The 16,374-nt window shown below is 71.6% G+C and carries 20 protein-coding genes and 2 pseudogenes; all 22 read left to right on the top strand.

The window, feature by feature from the left end; all coding sequences use genetic code 11:
- The first annotated feature begins 40 nt into the window (after window positions 1-40).
- The 22 genes and pseudogenes from BJP40_RS19430 to BJP40_RS19340 all read left to right on the top strand — a co-directional run bounded on the left by BJP40_RS19430 (window position 41) and on the right by BJP40_RS19340 (window position 16,368).
- Window positions 41-451 (top strand): DUF6238 family protein, encoded by a 411-nt coding sequence (locus BJP40_RS19430; protein ID WP_071281439.1) that lies wholly within the window; start codon window positions 41-43, stop codon window positions 449-451.
- 25 nt (window positions 452-476) lie between these two features.
- Window positions 477-1,991, top strand: a complete 1,515-nt coding sequence (locus tag BJP40_RS19425; protein ID WP_071281438.1) for a VirB4 family type IV secretion system protein — start codon at window positions 477-479, stop codon at window positions 1,989-1,991.
- Window positions 1,992-2,009: 18 nt separating this feature from the next.
- Window positions 2,010-2,573: a hypothetical protein gene (locus BJP40_RS34420; RefSeq protein ID WP_177204421.1), complete on the top strand. Its 564-nt coding sequence runs from the start codon at window positions 2,010-2,012 to the stop codon at window positions 2,571-2,573.
- Window positions 2,570-2,857, top strand: a pseudogene (locus tag BJP40_RS35725) (ParB N-terminal domain-containing protein); the annotation flags it as partial. The gene BJP40_RS34420 and the pseudogene BJP40_RS35725, both read left to right, overlap by 4 nt.
- 36 nt (window positions 2,858-2,893) lie before the next feature.
- Window positions 2,894-3,493, top strand: coding sequence for a plasmid replication/partition related protein (locus BJP40_RS19420; protein ID WP_256220769.1), 600 nt, complete (start codon window positions 2,894-2,896; stop codon window positions 3,491-3,493).
- Window positions 3,490-3,999 (top strand): hypothetical protein, encoded by a 510-nt coding sequence (locus BJP40_RS19415; RefSeq protein ID WP_071281437.1) that lies wholly within the window; start codon window positions 3,490-3,492, stop codon window positions 3,997-3,999. Before BJP40_RS19420 ends, BJP40_RS19415 begins: the two co-directional genes overlap by 4 nt.
- 49 nt (window positions 4,000-4,048) lie before the next feature.
- The gene (locus tag BJP40_RS19410) at window positions 4,049-4,873 is read left to right on the top strand and encodes a hypothetical protein (RefSeq protein ID WP_071281436.1); all 825 of its coding nucleotides are present in this window, start codon (window positions 4,049-4,051) and stop codon (window positions 4,871-4,873) included.
- Window positions 4,874-5,091: 218 nt separating this feature from the next.
- Window positions 5,092-5,517 (top strand): hypothetical protein, encoded by a 426-nt coding sequence (locus BJP40_RS19405; RefSeq protein WP_071281435.1) that lies wholly within the window; start codon window positions 5,092-5,094, stop codon window positions 5,515-5,517.
- A 261-nt stretch (window positions 5,518-5,778) separates the two neighbouring features.
- Window positions 5,779-6,594: a hypothetical protein gene (locus tag BJP40_RS19400; RefSeq protein ID WP_177204425.1), complete on the top strand. Its 816-nt coding sequence runs from the start codon at window positions 5,779-5,781 to the stop codon at window positions 6,592-6,594.
- Window positions 6,595-6,641: 47 nt separating this feature from the next.
- Window positions 6,642-7,166, top strand: coding sequence for a hypothetical protein (locus tag BJP40_RS36360; RefSeq protein ID WP_371258663.1), 525 nt, complete (start codon window positions 6,642-6,644; stop codon window positions 7,164-7,166).
- Window positions 7,163-7,903, top strand: a complete 741-nt coding sequence (locus tag BJP40_RS19390; RefSeq protein ID WP_071281433.1) for a hypothetical protein — start codon at window positions 7,163-7,165, stop codon at window positions 7,901-7,903. The genes BJP40_RS36360 and BJP40_RS19390 overlap by 4 nt, the downstream gene beginning before the upstream one ends.
- On the top strand, window positions 7,900-8,319 hold the full coding sequence (locus BJP40_RS19385; RefSeq protein WP_218153217.1) for a hypothetical protein: 420 nt from the start codon (window positions 7,900-7,902) through the stop codon (window positions 8,317-8,319). Before BJP40_RS19390 ends, BJP40_RS19385 begins: the two co-directional genes overlap by 4 nt.
- Window positions 8,320-8,326: 7 nt before the next feature.
- Window positions 8,327-9,400, top strand: coding sequence for a hypothetical protein (locus BJP40_RS19380; RefSeq protein WP_071281431.1), 1,074 nt, complete (start codon window positions 8,327-8,329; stop codon window positions 9,398-9,400).
- A gap of 145 nt (window positions 9,401-9,545) precedes the next feature.
- A complete protein-coding gene (locus BJP40_RS19375; protein WP_071281430.1) occupies window positions 9,546-10,595 on the top strand; it encodes a hypothetical protein in 1,050 nt (349 codons plus the stop codon).
- A gap of 16 nt (window positions 10,596-10,611) precedes the next feature.
- Window positions 10,612-11,742, top strand: a pseudogene (locus BJP40_RS35720) (MFS transporter); the annotation flags it as partial.
- A gap of 207 nt (window positions 11,743-11,949) precedes the next feature.
- Window positions 11,950-12,447 carry a hypothetical protein gene (locus BJP40_RS35715; protein WP_071281479.1) on the top strand — a complete coding sequence of 166 codons (498 nt, stop codon included), beginning with the start codon at window positions 11,950-11,952 and terminating at the stop codon, window positions 12,445-12,447.
- A gap of 140 nt (window positions 12,448-12,587) precedes the next feature.
- Window positions 12,588-13,007 carry a hypothetical protein gene (locus tag BJP40_RS19365; RefSeq protein WP_071281429.1) on the top strand — a complete coding sequence of 140 codons (420 nt, stop codon included), beginning with the start codon at window positions 12,588-12,590 and terminating at the stop codon, window positions 13,005-13,007.
- Window positions 13,008-13,192: 185 nt separating this feature from the next.
- Entirely contained in the window at window positions 13,193-13,864 is a 672-nt protein-coding gene (locus tag BJP40_RS34415; RefSeq protein WP_177204424.1) for a relaxase/mobilization nuclease, read from the top strand.
- Between the two features lie 131 nt (window positions 13,865-13,995).
- Window positions 13,996-14,517, top strand: coding sequence for a hypothetical protein (locus tag BJP40_RS19355; protein ID WP_071281427.1), 522 nt, complete (start codon window positions 13,996-13,998; stop codon window positions 14,515-14,517).
- Between the two features lie 21 nt (window positions 14,518-14,538).
- Window positions 14,539-15,279: a hypothetical protein gene (locus BJP40_RS19350; RefSeq protein WP_071281426.1), complete on the top strand. Its 741-nt coding sequence runs from the start codon at window positions 14,539-14,541 to the stop codon at window positions 15,277-15,279.
- The gene (locus tag BJP40_RS19345; protein WP_071281425.1) at window positions 15,276-15,935 is read left to right on the top strand and encodes a hypothetical protein; all 660 of its coding nucleotides are present in this window, start codon (window positions 15,276-15,278) and stop codon (window positions 15,933-15,935) included. Before BJP40_RS19350 ends, BJP40_RS19345 begins: the two co-directional genes overlap by 4 nt.
- 34 nt (window positions 15,936-15,969) lie before the next feature.
- The gene (locus BJP40_RS19340; RefSeq protein ID WP_071281424.1) at window positions 15,970-16,368 is read left to right on the top strand and encodes a hypothetical protein; all 399 of its coding nucleotides are present in this window, start codon (window positions 15,970-15,972) and stop codon (window positions 16,366-16,368) included.
- Window positions 16,369-16,374 lie beyond the last annotated feature (6 nt).

Raw genomic sequence — 16,374 nt, 5'->3', positions numbered from 1 at the left:
CGCCTGATCCGATCCAGGCCCGAAGAAAGACCCACCGCTCTTGGCCACCACCACGACCGACACCAGCGACGCCCACCCCTACCTGCGGGCCGCGACCGCCGGCATCCGCCACCACACCCGCGCCCTCACCCCCAGTGCCCACAGTGACCGGCGGCACCTGGACAACCTGCACGAGCACCTCGCCCGCCTGCACCTGCTCCTCGACCAGCTCGCCGACACAGTGCGGCCCGAACACCCCGCCGCCGGACGGCACTTGGCCACCGCTCACCTACGGCTGTGGCAGGCCGCCAACAGCGTCCACGACGCCTTCCACAGGCTGCCCGCCGCACCCGACTGCACCCCTCACCGTCTCCCGGACGGCCCGCTCGTCCTCACCATCTGCCAGCGCCACCTCGCCTCCGGCCACGCCATCCGCCGCAAGACCACCCCGGCCGACCACAGCACCGCCTGAACCCCGGCACAGAAACGATCCGCTCATGTCCCGACACCGCCCCGGCCGCCGGGCCCGCCGCGCCTCCGCCAGCCCTGTCTTCACCCCGCACGGCACCGACCGCACCAGCCGCCGCGCCGCCCGCAAACAGCTCGCCGAAGCCCAGGCCAAAGCCCAGGCCGCCGCGCTCAAGAACACCGCCGACGCCACGGCCGAAGCCGAGATCCCCGCACCGCTCTACCCGCCGACCGGACGCCCCGGCCCGGCCTCCGCACGCGGCGGCAGGCTGCGGCTGCCAGCCCATCGCATGACCACCGCCACCGCGAGCGGGGCATACCCGTTCCTCGCCGAAGGCGGCCTCGGTGCCGAGGGCATCTACATCGGCCGCGACGTCCACGCCGAGGGCAGCTTCGTCTTCGACCCCTTCTCCCTGTACGGAAGAATCGAGGGCTTCACCAACCCCAACGTGCTCCTGGCCGGGGTCATCGGGCAGGGCAAGAGCGCGCTCGCGAAGAGCTTCGCGCTCCGCTCGGTCGCCTTCGGCTACCGCGTATACGTCCCGTGCGACCCGAAGGGCGAGTGGACCCCGGTCGCCGCCGCGCTCGGCGGCACGTCGATCGCGCTGGGCCCGGGCCTGCCCGGCCGGCTCAACCCCCTCGACGCCGCGCCCCGTCCACCCTCCGTCCCGGAGGCAGACTGGGCCGGGGAAGTCCGCAAGAGGCGCCTGCTCCTGCTCGGCTCCCTCGCCCGCACCGTCCTCGGCCGCGACCTGCTCCCCATGGAACACACCGCCCTCGACATCGCCCTCGAAGGCGTCGTCCAGGCAGCCAACGCCGCCGGCCGGGCACCGCTGCTGGGCGACATCGCCCACACCCTCGCCCAGCCCCACCTCCTCGACGCCGCCGCCGGCACCGTCTCCGGCCACCTCGGAGAAGCCGCCCGCGACCTCTCCCACGCGCTACGCCGCCTCGTCCACGGCGACCTCGCCGGCATGTTCGACGCCCCCAGCACGGTCGCCTTCGACCCGACGAGCCCGATGCTCTCCATCGACCTCTCCCGGCTCGGCGGCTCCGGCGACGACACCGCGTTGGTGCTGGCCATGACCTGTGCCTCCGCCTGGATGGAAGCCGCCCTCACCGACCCCGACGGCGGCCGGCGCTGGATCGTCTACGACGAAGCGTGGCGGCTCATGCGCCACCCCGGCCTCCTGCAGCGCATGCAGTCCCAGTGGAAGCTGAGCCGCGGCCTCGGCATCGCCAACCTCATGGTCATCCACCGCCTCAGCGACCTGCTCACCGCCGGCGACGCCGGATCACAGGGGCGCGCCCTGGCGGAGGGCCTTCTCGCCGACTGCTCCACCCGCATCATCTACCGCCAGGAGACCGACCAGATCCACGCCGCCGCCACCCTCCTCGGCCTGACCGCCGTCGAGACCGAGGCCATCTCCCACCTCACCCGCGGACGCGGCCTGTGGCGCGTCGCCGGCCGCAGCTTCGTCGTCCAACACCTCCTCCACCCCACCGAACAGACCCTGTTCGACACCGACTCCCGCATGCACTGACAACAAGGACAGAATCCGATGTTTTACGACACATCCGACTATCCAGAAGAGGATCGCATGACCAATCCGGAGAGCCTCCGGGGTCTGGCTCGAATGCTCGACCGCTCCGCCAACGGGCTCCCCCAGGCGGAAGACCTGAGACGCGGCACCGACATCACCCCCGACCTCGACGATGGCACGTCCAACGTCTCCTGGATGCTGTGGCAGATCACGAACGAACTGGCCGTCAGCTACAGCCGCGAAACCAGCCAGCCTCTGCCCCACGACGGCGCGCTGAACGCTGCGGCCATCAGCGGGTGCGCGGCGCCCTTGGGCACGGCACTGAAGCATCTGGGTTTTGCCGCCGACCGCCTCAGCTCGCACCACCACGTTCTCCGGACACAAGCTGCCCCCATCCAGGTCCCCGAGGACCTGCTGGTGCCCCTGCAGCGGGACATCAGCCGCGCTCGTGCCGCGATTCGGCAGGCGGCAAAGCGGCTCCGAGAGAACGCCACGCTGCTGCAGACCGCCGCCACCTCGTCTCTCGACGTGGCCGGCATCGTGTCGCCCTCCGTCACCCCGGAGGCCGGACAGACAGGCTGAACACCACAAGACCGCGCGGCACTCCCGCCGTCTCAGCCTCCCGTCCCCCGCCAGCGCCGCACCCGCTGCCGCCTGCATCCTGTATCCACCCCACGGAGAACACCATCGAGCTACACCCGACCACCGCGCTCTTCCCTGCACTCGACGAGGAAGAGCTCCAGTCCCTCGCGGACGACATCCGCGAACACGGCCTCGACCACCCCGTCGTCCTGGACGCCGCAGGCCGGGTCCTGGACGGCAAGAACCGACTACGAGCCTGTGAGATCGCGGGCGTCGAGCCAGTCTTCATCACCTACGAAGGCGACGACACGCGCCGGTACGTGCTGTCGGCGAACAAGCAGCGCCGCAACCTGACCAAGGGCCAGCTCGCGATGATCACCGCCAAGTCGCATTCACTCGGTGAACATGACGGGCGTTCTCCGGGTGGACAGTCCGTTCGTTCACTCAGTGAGCAGGCCGGCGTCTCGGTCGGTCGCATCGGGCAGGCCAGCATGGTCCTGCGACACGCGCCGGATCTCGCCGAGGCCGTCATCAACGGAACGATGGGGCTGAATGAGGCGTACGCGGTCGCCCAGAAAAACAAGGCCCAGGCCGAGTCGGCGGAATCACAGCTCGCCCGCCTGCGCGCCGAGGACCCTCAGCTCGCCGACCGCGTCGCCGAAGGCGAACTCACCATCCAGGGAGCCTGGGCGGAACGGAAGGCGCGGCAGGAGGAGGAGCTGCGGCAGCGCCGTGTCGCCACCAACCTGCTTTGCGAGATCCTCCCCGCCCTCGCCCAGATACGCGGCAGCCGCACCTTCGCCCAGTACGACCCCGAACTCGCCCCGCCCGGCCGTGCCGTCACCCGCGAAGTGATCGAACACGCCGCCACGGCCCTGGCCGAAATGGCCGCCGTATGGAAGGACCGCAACCTCCCGTGAAGTATTCCTCCGACCCCCACCTGCGCAAGCTCGCCCTCGAGGCCGCCCAGTACATAACCAACGACGCCGGCCGCATGCACAAGGAGGACCTGCTCGACGACCTGTGTGCCCGGATCCGCGAACGCGAGGACCTGGAAGCCGCAGTCGTCAGGAAGGCAGCCCAGGGCCTGATGCGGGACCTCGGCGAGCGTCGCAGTCCCCGCCGGAACCGGCGGACCGGCGGGCTGTACCACCCCGACAGCATCATCAAGCTCGGCAACGGGATCTGGGTGTGGATGAAGCACACCACCCCGACGGACATGACGCAGTGGGGCCTGATCTCCTCGCGGAACACGGTCCGCACCATCACAGCAGCCGCGGACACCCAGCAGTACATCCACGAGCGCACCGACGCCTTCCGGTCCCACCCCGGATTCTCCAGCCTCCACCCACTGGAGGAGGCCGTCTTCCACTACCAGCAGGACACCCTCGACGACGCCGATTGGGATCTCGACCAGGACCTGTAGGGATCACCTCGTGCAGCTAGGAACGACGCCCACAGCCGCTGCGAGGACCATGCTCCAGAACCCAACTGCTCTGCATTCCTTCTCCCTTGCGCTCGCCGCCCGGCTCCCGGGCGTCTGGACGAGCCAGTATCACCGCCACGGCTCCTACGGCGACCAGTTCCCGGTGGCCGAGCGCCTGTGGGACTCCGGCCATGTCGACTGGGCCGTCGCCGAGCACGTCCTCGGGCATCACGCCGTCCTGACCGGTCCAACCGGCGAGGAGCTCTACATCATCGAGCGGCCCCGTCATCGCGGCCAGTTCCTCGTCGCCGCGCTGGAGCCCGCCGGCTTCCAGCCGCATCACTTCCGTGGCGTGCCCGAGCCGAACGGCATCATGGTCAGCGCCGACCCAGTGCGGGCCGCCGCCGCGGTCAGCCGTCGTCTTCTGCCCCGGTACGCATCGGCCGTCGAGGCGGTCCGCGCACAGGCCCGGCTGCGGCCGGATCCGCCGGCCCATCGCCTTGCCCCGCCCGAGACGGCGAAAGCGGTCACGCTCACCCGCTACGGCGACGGCATCCTGGGAACCCCGTACACGAGCGTCCCGGCCGAGGCCCGTGACGCGCTGTACCTCTCCGGGTTCCAGTACGTCCCCGATCAGGGGGCGTTCCTCCTCCCCGCTGGGCACGGGCCCGTCTCGACCGCCGTACGGATCCAGGTTCTCGCCGCACGGCTCGCTCAGACCGGCGTCGGGCTCAACCTCCGCCATGCCCCGACGCATCCCGGCTCAGCAGCCGCCGTGACCGCGTCTCCGGCTCCCGCTACTCAGGCCCGGAACGGTACTGCCGTCGCTTCTGCGGCGACCGGCGGTCCTCGGGCGGCCCACCGCGCTCGGTGACGACCGCCCCGGCACAAGCCCGCGGCAGCCCGGCACCGCACCCTCCACCACGTTCGCAGACCCCCTCGCCGACATCCCGCACGCCGCCCACAGCCTCCGCGAACGAGGCCGACGCTCACTCCCCCGGGCTTCGAGAGCCTGCATCCGTTGGAAGAGGCCAACTTCCACTATCAGCAGGGCGCTCTCAACCACGGCAACGGCCTCGACCTCGACGAGGAATGAGCGCTCCCCACTCCCTGGAGTCCCCCGCGCCGTACGTACTGCTGTCCCCTGCCACCCCAACCGACCCCGATGGCCGCTACCCCTTCGGCCACCTCATCCTGTCCCTCACCGACCAGCTCAACAGCACGGCCTCCTTCCGCCAAGCCGCCACGTTCACGGACCAGGTCCTGGAGCCGACCGACGGCCTACTGGAGCGGCTCGCCGAGTTCTTCGAAGCGGCCGGCGAGAAGGCCAAGGAGTCAGAGGACGACGAAGCCTTCGACCTCGCCGCCGATTTCGAGGCAGCCGCCTGCGACATCCGCGCACTCGGTGAGCAGCTCCACACCGCCACCGACCGCATGCGCAGCCTGCAAGCCGTCCCGGTCGCCGCACGCCCTGCCGTTCCGTCGGCACCGGCGGTTCGGTCAGGCCGCGTCCGCTGAACACCGCGCTCAGCCCGACCCGCTGAAACCTCACTTTCAAGGATCACCGTCATTCGCCATACGTACAAGCACGCGCTCCCCGTACTCGCCACCGCCCTCCTCACTCTGACCGTCACGGCCTGCAGCTCCGACAGCGCCGACACGGCTGCTCCTCCCTCCGCTTCAACGTCCACCAGCACGCCTGCAGCCCGGGAACCGGCTCTGACCAAGCAGGAGGCGCTGGCCCAGCTCACCCGGCACGCCACCACCAGGAACACGGCGATGCAGCGTCAGGACCACAAGCTGCTCGACACGGTGGAGGGCGGCCCCCAGCTGGATCAGTCCCTCGCCGACCTCAAGGAGTCCAGCGCACGACCCGGCGGCCAAGGCCCGGCCGCCCGCCCGGTCTCGTACGACACCGCCACCGCGCAGCTGTACATCCCCCGGTTCGCGCCAGGCGAGAAGCGCTGGTTCGCCGCCACCGTCGACGCCGGCAGCACAGCCGTCAAGACGAGCCGCATCCTGGTCTTCGCGCACCACACGGGCGGGTGGGAACTGACCGCGTCCGCAGACCTGAACACCGAGGTGCCGCCGCAGATCGCCCTCGACAACGACGGCTACGCCACCGCCGTCAACGCGACGGCCGCCGCGGACCGGCTGCGTAGCGCCGTTCTCGACAACTTCGTCACCGGAGGCGAAAAGGACGGTCGCAAGGTCCTCGCTCCCTCCACGGCCAGCCGCCTGCAGATCCGTGTCCACGACGAGATCGGCAACCGTCTCAAGCCCAAGGGCACCACCGTCTTCGGCCCGGCCGGAACGCCCCATGCCGACGCCTACGGTCTGAAGACAGCCGACGGCCGCACCCTGGTCATCTTCAGCCACGCGCACACCCAGACCGACGCCGCGGCACAGCCCGGTCTGCGTATCCGGCCGGACGAGGAAGAGCGCGCCTGGCTCGGCACAACGCCCTTGACCTCCGTCACGTACACCTTCACCTGCGTCGACGTCGCCACCGACACCGGTACCGGCATCCCTGCCGACCTGGTGACGTACTCCTGCGGCCGTACGAACGCCACCGGACCGTCCTTCGGCATCTGACCGCACCGCCGCCCGTGTTCACGCCCGTCTCGACATGACAGGCCCCTGTGATCACCCGTTCATTCGTCGCCCGTCACACCGAGGCGGCGGCATCACCCTCCACGCAACACCGCGCTGAGTGCCCTTCGAAAGGAGTCTCCCTGAAGCAGCACTTCAACTTCGGCCAGCACCCCGAGTACGGGTTCGTCGCCGCCCCCACCTCGAACACGACGCCGCACCTCGCCCACTGGTACCTCACGGCAGAGCAGTTCGAGCCCGTCCCCGGCATGGAGGGCCTGTACCGGCTGACCAGCCCCGAGTACGACGGCGTCCGCCGTACCCGGCAGGCCGTCCACGACCTGCGCCGGCTCGGATTCGAAGTCCACGCCGACTACACCCTCGATCCCGCCCAGAGCGCCGGCCCGCCCCAGGTCCAGCCCCGGGCCGGGCTGATGGAACGCCGCTCCCGGATTGCCCAGGCCGCCGGCATCCGCTCCTCACAGTACCGGCCGCCAGTCACCGTCCAGGCCACACCCACGTCCCCGCAGCCGGCCAGTCCGCTCGCCACCTCCGGACAGGGACGCGCCCGGTGACCGAAACCCCGATCAGCATCGTCCGCGGCCGGGGCGGCGAGGTGGAGGCGGAAGGGCCCATCGACTCGCTCGCCTCCGAACTACTCACCCGCGCCGGGTTCATCCACCAGTACACCTTGAGCGGGACCTGGCGCCGTCTCCCCTTCGACATGGGCGAGGAGTGGGAGAACACCCACGCCTCGCACGCCGCCGAGATGCTGCGTGCCGCCCGCTACCCGGTCCAGCTCGATCCCTCCCTCTCCCCCACCGCGCCGCCGCGGGAGGCCGTCGGGGACGGTGCCCCGCGCTCCGTCCAGGCAGCGGCCCAGACTCTGAAGACTTGGGCGCAGAACACCGGCGACTTGCGGCAGCCGTACGAGGCGGGGCGGACGCTCGCCGCCCTCGCCCAGGGCGACGACAGTCTTCTGCGGTCCGTGGCCGACCTGCTGCTCGGCACGGCATCCGCCGTCTCCGCGCTCCCGGGCCATGCGCACGACCGGGACGCACGGCGCCTGGCCGAACTCGCCGGAGTCCTGCGGGTGGTGGAGATCGAGGTCGACCGGATTGCCCTGGGCCTGCAAGCGACCCCCGATCTCGCGCCCACCGCCGCCCAGCAGCGGTCGCGGGCGGTGGTCGAGGCTCCGCCGAAGCTGCAGGCCCTCGTCCATCGGCTCAGCGAACAGCGAGCGCGGGAGTACGAGGCCCACCTGCGCCGGCCGGCGGCCCCGGCGCCGAGCGGCGGGGGCCGCGGCCGGTGAACAGGGACCACCCGGAAGTGCCGCCCGGGACCGAGCTGCGCAGAAGGGCCCGCGCCGAGGCTCTGCCCTTCCTCTCGGCGCTCGCATTGCCCGACCCGGCCGACGCCGTCCGGGCATGGACAAAGCAGGTCACCACGGCCCAGAGCGCCGCCCAGGTCCACGTCCTCCTCGACGCCCAGACCGGGTCGGAGGCGAGCACGCTCCTGGCGCTGCGAGACCTTCTTCGCGCCGCCGCTGCCTGGTGTCGCGACCGCGGCCAGCCGGCGCTCGCCGAGCGCTACCTGCGCACCAGCGACCTCCTCGACATCACCGACCGGCAGCTCTACCAGCTCGGCGTCGATCACCTCTCCGCCTTCCACACCCGAGCGCCCCAAGTCCGCTCCGACCGAAAGGGACCCACCACTGAATCCCACTGACCTGGCCTTGCTCGCCCAAGCAGCCGGCAGCACAGCCGCCCGCTCCTCCACCGAGATCACGTTGTACACGAGCGGGCGCGACGGCGTGGTGGGGCTCGTCGACGGCGCCAACTGGCGCTGGGCGCATACCGCGATGGAGCTCGCCGGGTTCGAGAAGACAGCAGACGGCAATAAGGCCGTTTCGCTGAGCGATCCCGACCGGGCCCGCGAGGTCCTCCTCACCCTGGGCGTCGTCGCCCAGCTCGCCGGAGTCACGGTCCACGCGAGCAGCGAGACGTATGTCGGGGACTTCGCCCGCGACATCGTGGAGCACCTGCCCGGCAGGTGGACGGTGAGTGTCGAGAACTACGCGATGAAGGTATGGCAAGGGGACCTCGCCGACTGTCTGTGGAACACCGGTCACGTGGCGAGCACGCTGGCCAATCACCGTGTCGCTCGGGCGGCGATTCTCCGGCGCGACGACGGAGCCGAACTCGCCGTCCTGCGCGACCCCCGACGGGACCTGCACCACGTCGGTGCCCTGCATCCGCGCGACATCGCCCCCGACGGGCTCGTGACTCCTCCCCCGGGCGTGACGGTGCAACCGACACCGTCCACGGCCGCCGACGTGATCCGCACGCGCCTGTTGCCTGCCTACACACGGGCCGTTCTGCACTGCCGGGTCAACTCCCTGGAAGAGGACCTGCCCTGGACCCGCGAGGCGTACGAGGCGGGCACCATTCCCGAGCCGCCTCCGGCAGACCTTGTGGACTCCTTCGCACGGTTCACCACGGCCGCACCGCACGTCACCGCCGCTGTGCGGGCCCTTGTGCAGCTCAACGAGCACGAGGTGGCGGTCCTGCGGGAGGTGGACGACATCATCGGCGCACCCGACGCGGACACCAAGGCGCCTCCAGCGCTTCCCCACGACGATCCGCTGGCCTGGTGGCTCCTCGAAGGCGGCGAGGGACTGATCGACCTGGCCCAGCGAGCAGTCGCCGACAGCGAGCCGCACGCCGCCAAGGCATCGCGCGCTCTCCCGTCCCCGCCTGCTCTTCCGCCCGCACCGGCTCGGGCCTCCACCCCGGCGCCTCGTCCGTGACCTCCCCGCCGACCGAACCTACGGAGCCCTCATCAGCTCAACTTCCGCCACCGATACGGCGGTCGAAGCCCTCAACACGTACTCCGCCCGCTATGCCGACATCAGGGCACGCAGCGACAAGGCACTGAAACAGGCCCGGCACAGCATGGACTGGCAGGACAGCGTGCACGCGGAGCGAAAGATCGAAGCCGAGCGTCACCGCGAGCAGTCCGAGGCGTTCGCCCTCCTGCTCCCGCATGCCGCGCTCCTCATCGACCGGGCCCGTACCGCGCTGCGGTCCCAGCCGCCCTCCCGGCACCTGGCCGGCTGGTCGCTGCTCGTTGACGACCTGGACGCAGCCGCCGAGAAGGTCCGCTCCTCACTCAGCGGCCCGGCAGGTGACGCCGCGCGGCACGACGACCTCGTCCTGCGGCAGTGCCGGGAAACCTGGGCGGAGCGGGCGAAGTTCCTTTGCGACCTCGCCGTTCAGGACGGGCCGCCACCACCTGGACCGGAGCTGCCGGCGGACGAGGAAGCACGGTGGACCGCCCACGCCCAGGACGTCCGCCGACGCCACATGACGTACCTGTACGAGACCCGGTACGACGCGGCCGGGCGGCAGCTCACGGTCGTCGGGGTGCCGCACCTCGACAGGCCCGCCGACGACTGCGTCCTCGTCGTCGCCGGGGACGTCGACAGCCCCACGATGCGCGTCCTGGGCCGGTACGACACCTACGACCAGGCCCTGACGGCCCTGCCGCCGCCCGTCCAGCCCGGTGTCCTGCACCCGCGCGGACGATTCCCCCACAGCGCGGGGGCGATCCCGGCACTGGCCGATCTCATCGAGGACGTCGCAGGCGCCACACAGAGCCAGGCGGTCGCCGAGGCGCTCGGCCATGTCGCCGGCGGCGGCACCGGCCCCAGCCACCTGTCCCAGCTCGCCGACCTCCTTACCGAGTGCGCCGACTTCGCCCTCGCCACCGAGACGGTCGCCGGCCAGGACCTGTCGGTGCGGCTCCGGGGCCTGATCGTCCAGACCGACCTCCTGGACCGCCAACTCCGCCAAGCGCTGGACGCCTTCGAGGACACCATCGCCGTCCTGCCCCCGCACCGCACCCCGCAGCCCCGGCACATCAAGCCCGCGCCCACCGTGCGAACTATCCCGCCGCCCGCACCCACCCAGGCCACACCGCCCCGCGTCCCGCGCCGCCTGTAGCCAAGGCACGGCCGCGGTGAGCCCCCCGCCACCTCCCGGAAAGTCCCCGCTCACCTTGCTCCTGGCCGATCAGCCATCCACCGCACCGCCGCCCGTGACCTACCTCGCCGTCCTGGGCAGGCGTCACGTCGCCCGCCTGCTGGCCGGCACGCTGACCGGACGGATGCCCAGCGGCATGGTCCCCGTCGCCCTGGTCCTGTGGGTCACGGCCGGGGGCCGATCGCTGACGGCCGCCAGCACGCTCGCCGCCGTCTACGGGCTCGCCTCCGGGCTCACCCAGCCGGTCAAGGGACGCCTGATGGACCGGTACGGGCAGACACTCATCAGCGTGCCCGCCGCTGCCGTCGCCAACAGCAGCCTTCTCGCCCTGCCCCTGATCGGACCGGACGAGCACCCCGGCATCGTCACCGCCGCCGTCGCGCTCGCGGGCGGGGCGAGTCCGGCATTGGAGTCGGGCCTGCGGGCCCTGTGGCCGAGCGTCGTGCCCGACACCGGGCAGCGGCAGGTGATCCAGGCCCTCGACACCGGCTCCCAAGGACTGCTCTACGTCACCGGCCCGCTGCTGGCCACCTGGCTCGCCACCGCCCACGGTCCCGATGCCGCGCTCGTCACCGCCGCCGTGCTCGGCCTGCTCGGCGCCACCATCGTCCTCGCCTCCGGACCGTCACGCTCCTGGCGGACGCATCCCGGCGACACGGCGACAGTCGGTCGGCCACCGGCAGCACAGCGCCTGATGAGTGCCGGACTGGTCTTGCTGTGCGCGGGGCTTTCCGGGATCGGCTTCGCGCTCGGCGCGCTGACCGTCTGGGCAGCCGGCATGGCCGAGGTGCACGGTGTCGACTGGCTGACGGGGGTCCTGCCGGCCGTCTTCTCCACCGGCTCGTTCCTCGGCGGCCTGTTCTTCGCCCGTCTCCCCCGCCGTGACGCGCCCACAACCCAACTCATCATCACCTCCGCGCTGTTCGCGGCCGGGTGGCTTCCGCTTCTGCTCCAGCCAGGGCCCGCAGCCGCGATCGCAGCCGCAGCCGGGCCGGGCCTGTTCCTCACCATGGCCATCACCTCCGGTTTCGACACGGTCACCGCGCTCACCCCCGCATCGCGGGCCACGGAGGCGTACGCGTGGCTGATCCTCGCCGTCGGCACCGGGCAGGCCGCCGGGACCGCACTCGCCGGCACCTTCTCCGGCACTCTCGTGTGGCTCTCCGCGCTGCCCGCCGCCGGAGCGGCCATTGCCGTCATCGTCCTCACCGTCTCCCGCCCCCTGCTTAGCCCACGCCGCCTCGGCCGGCACCGCCGCACCTCCGCCGGCGGCCGGTCCCCCTCTCAACTCCCAGCCCACGAAGGAGAATCGCTCATGCCTGTCAAGACCAGCTGGACCGTCATCCACAGCTGCGGACACGAAGTCACCCACAACCTGTCCGACCGGGCGGCCGACCTAAGGGTCGGCTTCGCCCGCTGGCTCGCCGGCCGGGACTGCACCGACTGCTGGAAGGCGAGTCGTGACGCCGACACCGCCGCGAAGGAGCAGTGGCTCGCCGCCCGGCGCGCGGAGGAGCAGGCCGCGGCCAAGGAGTGGGCCGAGCGTTTCGATATGCCTCCGCTGGAGGGCCCGGAGCGGGCCCTGGACTGGGGCGAGCGCTCCCGCTTCCAGCTCGTCACCGCCGCCTACACCGCGCTCGTCACCGAGGGCACGTGGGACGAGGCGGATTGGGCGGTGCTGGAGGAGAAGATCCGCACGGTGACCCGGACAGGGTGGTGGATTGACCAGCGCGAGGCCGACGCCACCGACCTGCCGGAGCTGCTCCACGCCGCCACGAGCGCCGACATCGGCACCGAGAACCCCTACCGGTGACACCGGCAGAAGGCCGCGACGCCGGCGCGAGGGCGCATATATATAGCGCACGATCCCCGGTTAGGCTAACCGGGATTTTTGCACACCATGGAGTCCTGACCCCAGCCGTCACCTGCGGTTTTCTGCGGAAGGACTCTGCCGTGCCCGAACCCACCCGTCTCCCGTTCGCTCCCGCCGACTCGATCACCCCGGACCGGGACATCACCCACGCCCACTTCGCCCCCGGCGACCAGGTCGTGGTGATCAAGGGTGTCGCCGACGGCGAACTGTGGGGCGAGGCGATGACCGTCGTGGCCCCGTCGTGGCACACGCCCACGGACGAGGACGGGTGGCGGCTGCGCAACCCCAACGGCGGCGCGCAGTCGTTCATCACCGGCCACCCCCGCTACCTCGTCCACCTGTCCAAGCGGTGCCCGGACTGCCTGATCTACCTGCGTGCCCTGGAGGACCACCTGCTGCCGAAGGTGCTCGGCGACAAGCCGGTCGACCTCGGCTGGTACCGGGTCACCGACTTCGGCCAGCTCGTCCACACCGACGACGCCAAGGCGGCCGGCCGGTGATCCCCCGCACGCACCCACGTGCCACGGACGCCGGCCCCGTACTCTCCGACATCCTCGGCCGTACGGTCTCCACCTGGGACAGGTTCACCTCGAACTTCGTGGTGGCGTACCGAGCGGGATGGGACGCCTCGCCAGAAGCCGGTGAGTCTAGGGACTGGTCCTCGTTGGAATGGGCCGTGCCACTGATGGAACCTTCGCTCGGACGTCTTGGCGTCGAGAGCGCCGAGGAAGACCGGCGGGCGATCTTCCGTATCGATGTCCGCCTCGCCCCTGGCGACCGCGAGCCGACGAGGCCGGAGTGGTCGGAGATCGCGCAGCGCTTCGCGCGGGCCGCCGGCATCGAGGTCCCGGGCGACGAGCAGGGCTGCCGGTGGATCGCCGTCCAGGCCCAGCCCGGACAGCTCGACCTGATCGCCAACCTCGTCCGGCACGACGGCTCTTGGCAGCCTCTTCCCTCCGGTCTGCTGGGTCGGCTGGCCGGTGAGGCCCGGCGGCTCGAGGACGACCTCGGCCTCATCTCTCCCCAGCGGCCCGCCACGCGAGGCGTAACGGTCGCCGCCGAGCGGGCGGCCGTGCTGCTCACGCAGATCGGCGACGAGACCTCCGGCTCGCTTGCCGGCGCCCGCGGCATCGTCGAGGAGCTTGCCCAGCGCCTCGTCGGGCATCCCCACGCCCACGTGCGAGAAGCCGCGCACCGGCTGGAGTGGACAGCCCGCCGCCTGCGCGACCTCCAGCAGGACCTCACCACCACAGCCACCGCACTCAGTCACCCGTCGGCCACGTCCCCACCGGCCCCCGCGCCGGGTATCCCCACCCGCTCCGCAGCGACCAGGTCAGGAGCCCGAACCACGACGTAAGGGAAACTCCCGTTTGATGCTCGACGACCGCTGCATCGACCTCCGGGCGCGATCCGCACGCCGGGGAGATCCTCGTCCATGAAGGCGACGCGGAAGCTCACGGCATCCTGCAGCGCACCGGCTTCATCCACGTGATCCGCCAGCTGGGGAACTATCACCGGCCTCCCGCCGGTCTCGACCCGGCCGCCGCGGATGCCCTCGCCACCGCCGCGGTGTCCGCTCTCCGCTCAGCCGGCTACTGGGTGGCCTTCGACGAGTCGTTCGACACCGACCAGCACACCGCCCACCGCCTCCCCCTCGGTGCCCAGGTCGCCGCCCTCGCCGACGACCTCCGTGAGGCCACGACCACCCAGGACGCAGCCGCGATCCTGACCGAGCTAACCGCCGCCCACGACGGTGTCCTGGCCGCACTCGCCCAAGTCCTGGACGCTACAGCGGAGTTCTTCGAGACCCTCGACCTGCACTTCGACCGGCACACGGCATCCGTCGTACGCGACCTGAACGGCCACCACCTCGCGCGCGTCGCCACCGAGGTCCGCCAGCTGCGCAACGAACTCACCGACCGGCACGAAACCCATCCTGCGCGCCGGCCCTGCCCGACCAGCCCCCTGCCGCCCCGGCCACCCGCCCCGCCGCCGGCCCGCCACCTTTGACCCACGCACCAAGGACACCCGTTGCACGACACCGACCCCCGCGACCTCGAATCCTTCGCCACCATCCTCGCCGGCGACCTGCCCGGCCGGTGGACCAGCCAGTACCACCCCGACCACGGCGACACCGACTACGACCACCTCGCCGCCGAGGTGTGGGACATGGACCAGACCGCCCACGCCATCGCCACCTACGGGGTGTTCGACTGCGCGGTCCTCACCCGCACCGACGATGGTGCCCGCCTGTTCGTGATCGACCACTTCGCCAAGGCCGAGGGCTTCCTCGTCGCCGCCCTGGCCCCCGCCGGCCTGCCGCCCGCCGCGTATGCCGGGGTCCGCGAGCCCAGCGGGCTCGCCGTCCCCGCCGACCCGTTCCACGCGGCCGAGGCGGTCACGCTCCACCTGCTCCCCCGCTACGCAGACGCTGTCGCCCACGCCCGCCGCAACGCCGCCGCGCTCGCCTCGCCCCTGCCCGACCGGATCGAACTCACGTGGTCCGACGACACGCTGACCACCCCGGTGCCCGAGTCGGTCCCGATCGCCAAGCTGCTCGCCGAGCACGGCTTCCACCACGACGCGGCCGAGGACCTCCTCGTCCTGCCGGGAGACGACACCGCCGTGCAGGCACAGTGCGTCCGCTCCGTCGGTGCGCGGCTGACGGAACTGGGCGTCGGCATCGGCATGCGGCACCCCGCCCGCCCCGCGCTCGCCGCCGCCCGCCCGCGTCCGGCCGGCACGGCGCCGTCGGCCGCCCGCAGCCGATGACCGGTCGTACGGAGGAGCCCGAGTTCCTTCTCCCCCGCTACATCACCATCACGCGCGACCCGCGGACCCAGCTGGTTGTCACGATCGGCGGAGACCAGCGCGCGGCCGGCATCCTGCAGACCACGGGTGGGTTCCTCCGCTACCCGGGCCCCAGCATCCACTACCACCGGCAGCCGGTCGCGATGCCAGTCGAGAAGCAGCGCATCGGGGCGACGGCCGCCGCCCACGCGCTGCTGGTCGCCGGCTACGGCGTCTACCTCGCGCCCGACCTCAACGTCCTGGCCACCCCGGACGGGGACCGCGAGGCCGCGTTCCGGTGTCTCGCCCAGCTGACCGAACGCGCCCGCCGCGCAGGAGAGCCGCACCTGCTCGCCGACGTCATGGCCGAGGTCGCCGCGCCGGAGACCGGAATGCTGCCCCACCTCCGCGAAGTACTCGTCTCCGTGTGGACGAGCTGGGCGAACCACCTGCGCGAGCAGGGCCACGACGACGAGCCCGCCGAACTCCTGAGCGACATCACCTGCGTGCTGTCCCGCAAGACCCGGGAGATCGAAGACCTGCGCGCACAGGCGACCCGCGCCCCGAAACCGGCCACCGCGCGGCAGCCGCCGGCCGCTGCCCGCGCGGCGAAGACGCCATCACCCCGCCGCCGGTGACCACCAACCCCACCTTCCCCGCACGGAGTACACCTTGAACGTCGCCGACGAGAACAACACCGACGTCGAGATCTACCGCAAGGCCGGCCACCTGGACCGCCTCCACATCGTCAGCCGGACGGACGCACCCGAAGAACTCCCCGGCCTGCTCGATGCCGCCGGGCTGGAGCGCCGCTCCGAGACGACCGACGGCCCCGTCTATACCTGGCACGAGACCCCCGAGGGCCTCAGCCAGAAGGAGCAGCGTCAGCTCGTCTCACGGCAGATCCTCCCGCTCCTGATCGCCGGGTACGACGTCAACATCGACCCCGACGAGTTCGACGTCACCGCCTGGGCCCAGGCCATGCAGGCCCACCGCGCCGCCTGGGGCTGGCCCGGCGCCTACCAACCCCCTCCGCCACCGGCAGCCGACCCGCCCCGCCACCGGCGCTGACCCCCG

It is taken from the genome of Streptomyces sp. CC53, assembly GCF_001865245.1.
Lineage (GTDB): Bacteria > Actinomycetota > Actinomycetes > Streptomycetales > Streptomycetaceae > Streptomyces.
This window is presented reverse-complemented; position numbering and strand designations above follow the sequence as displayed.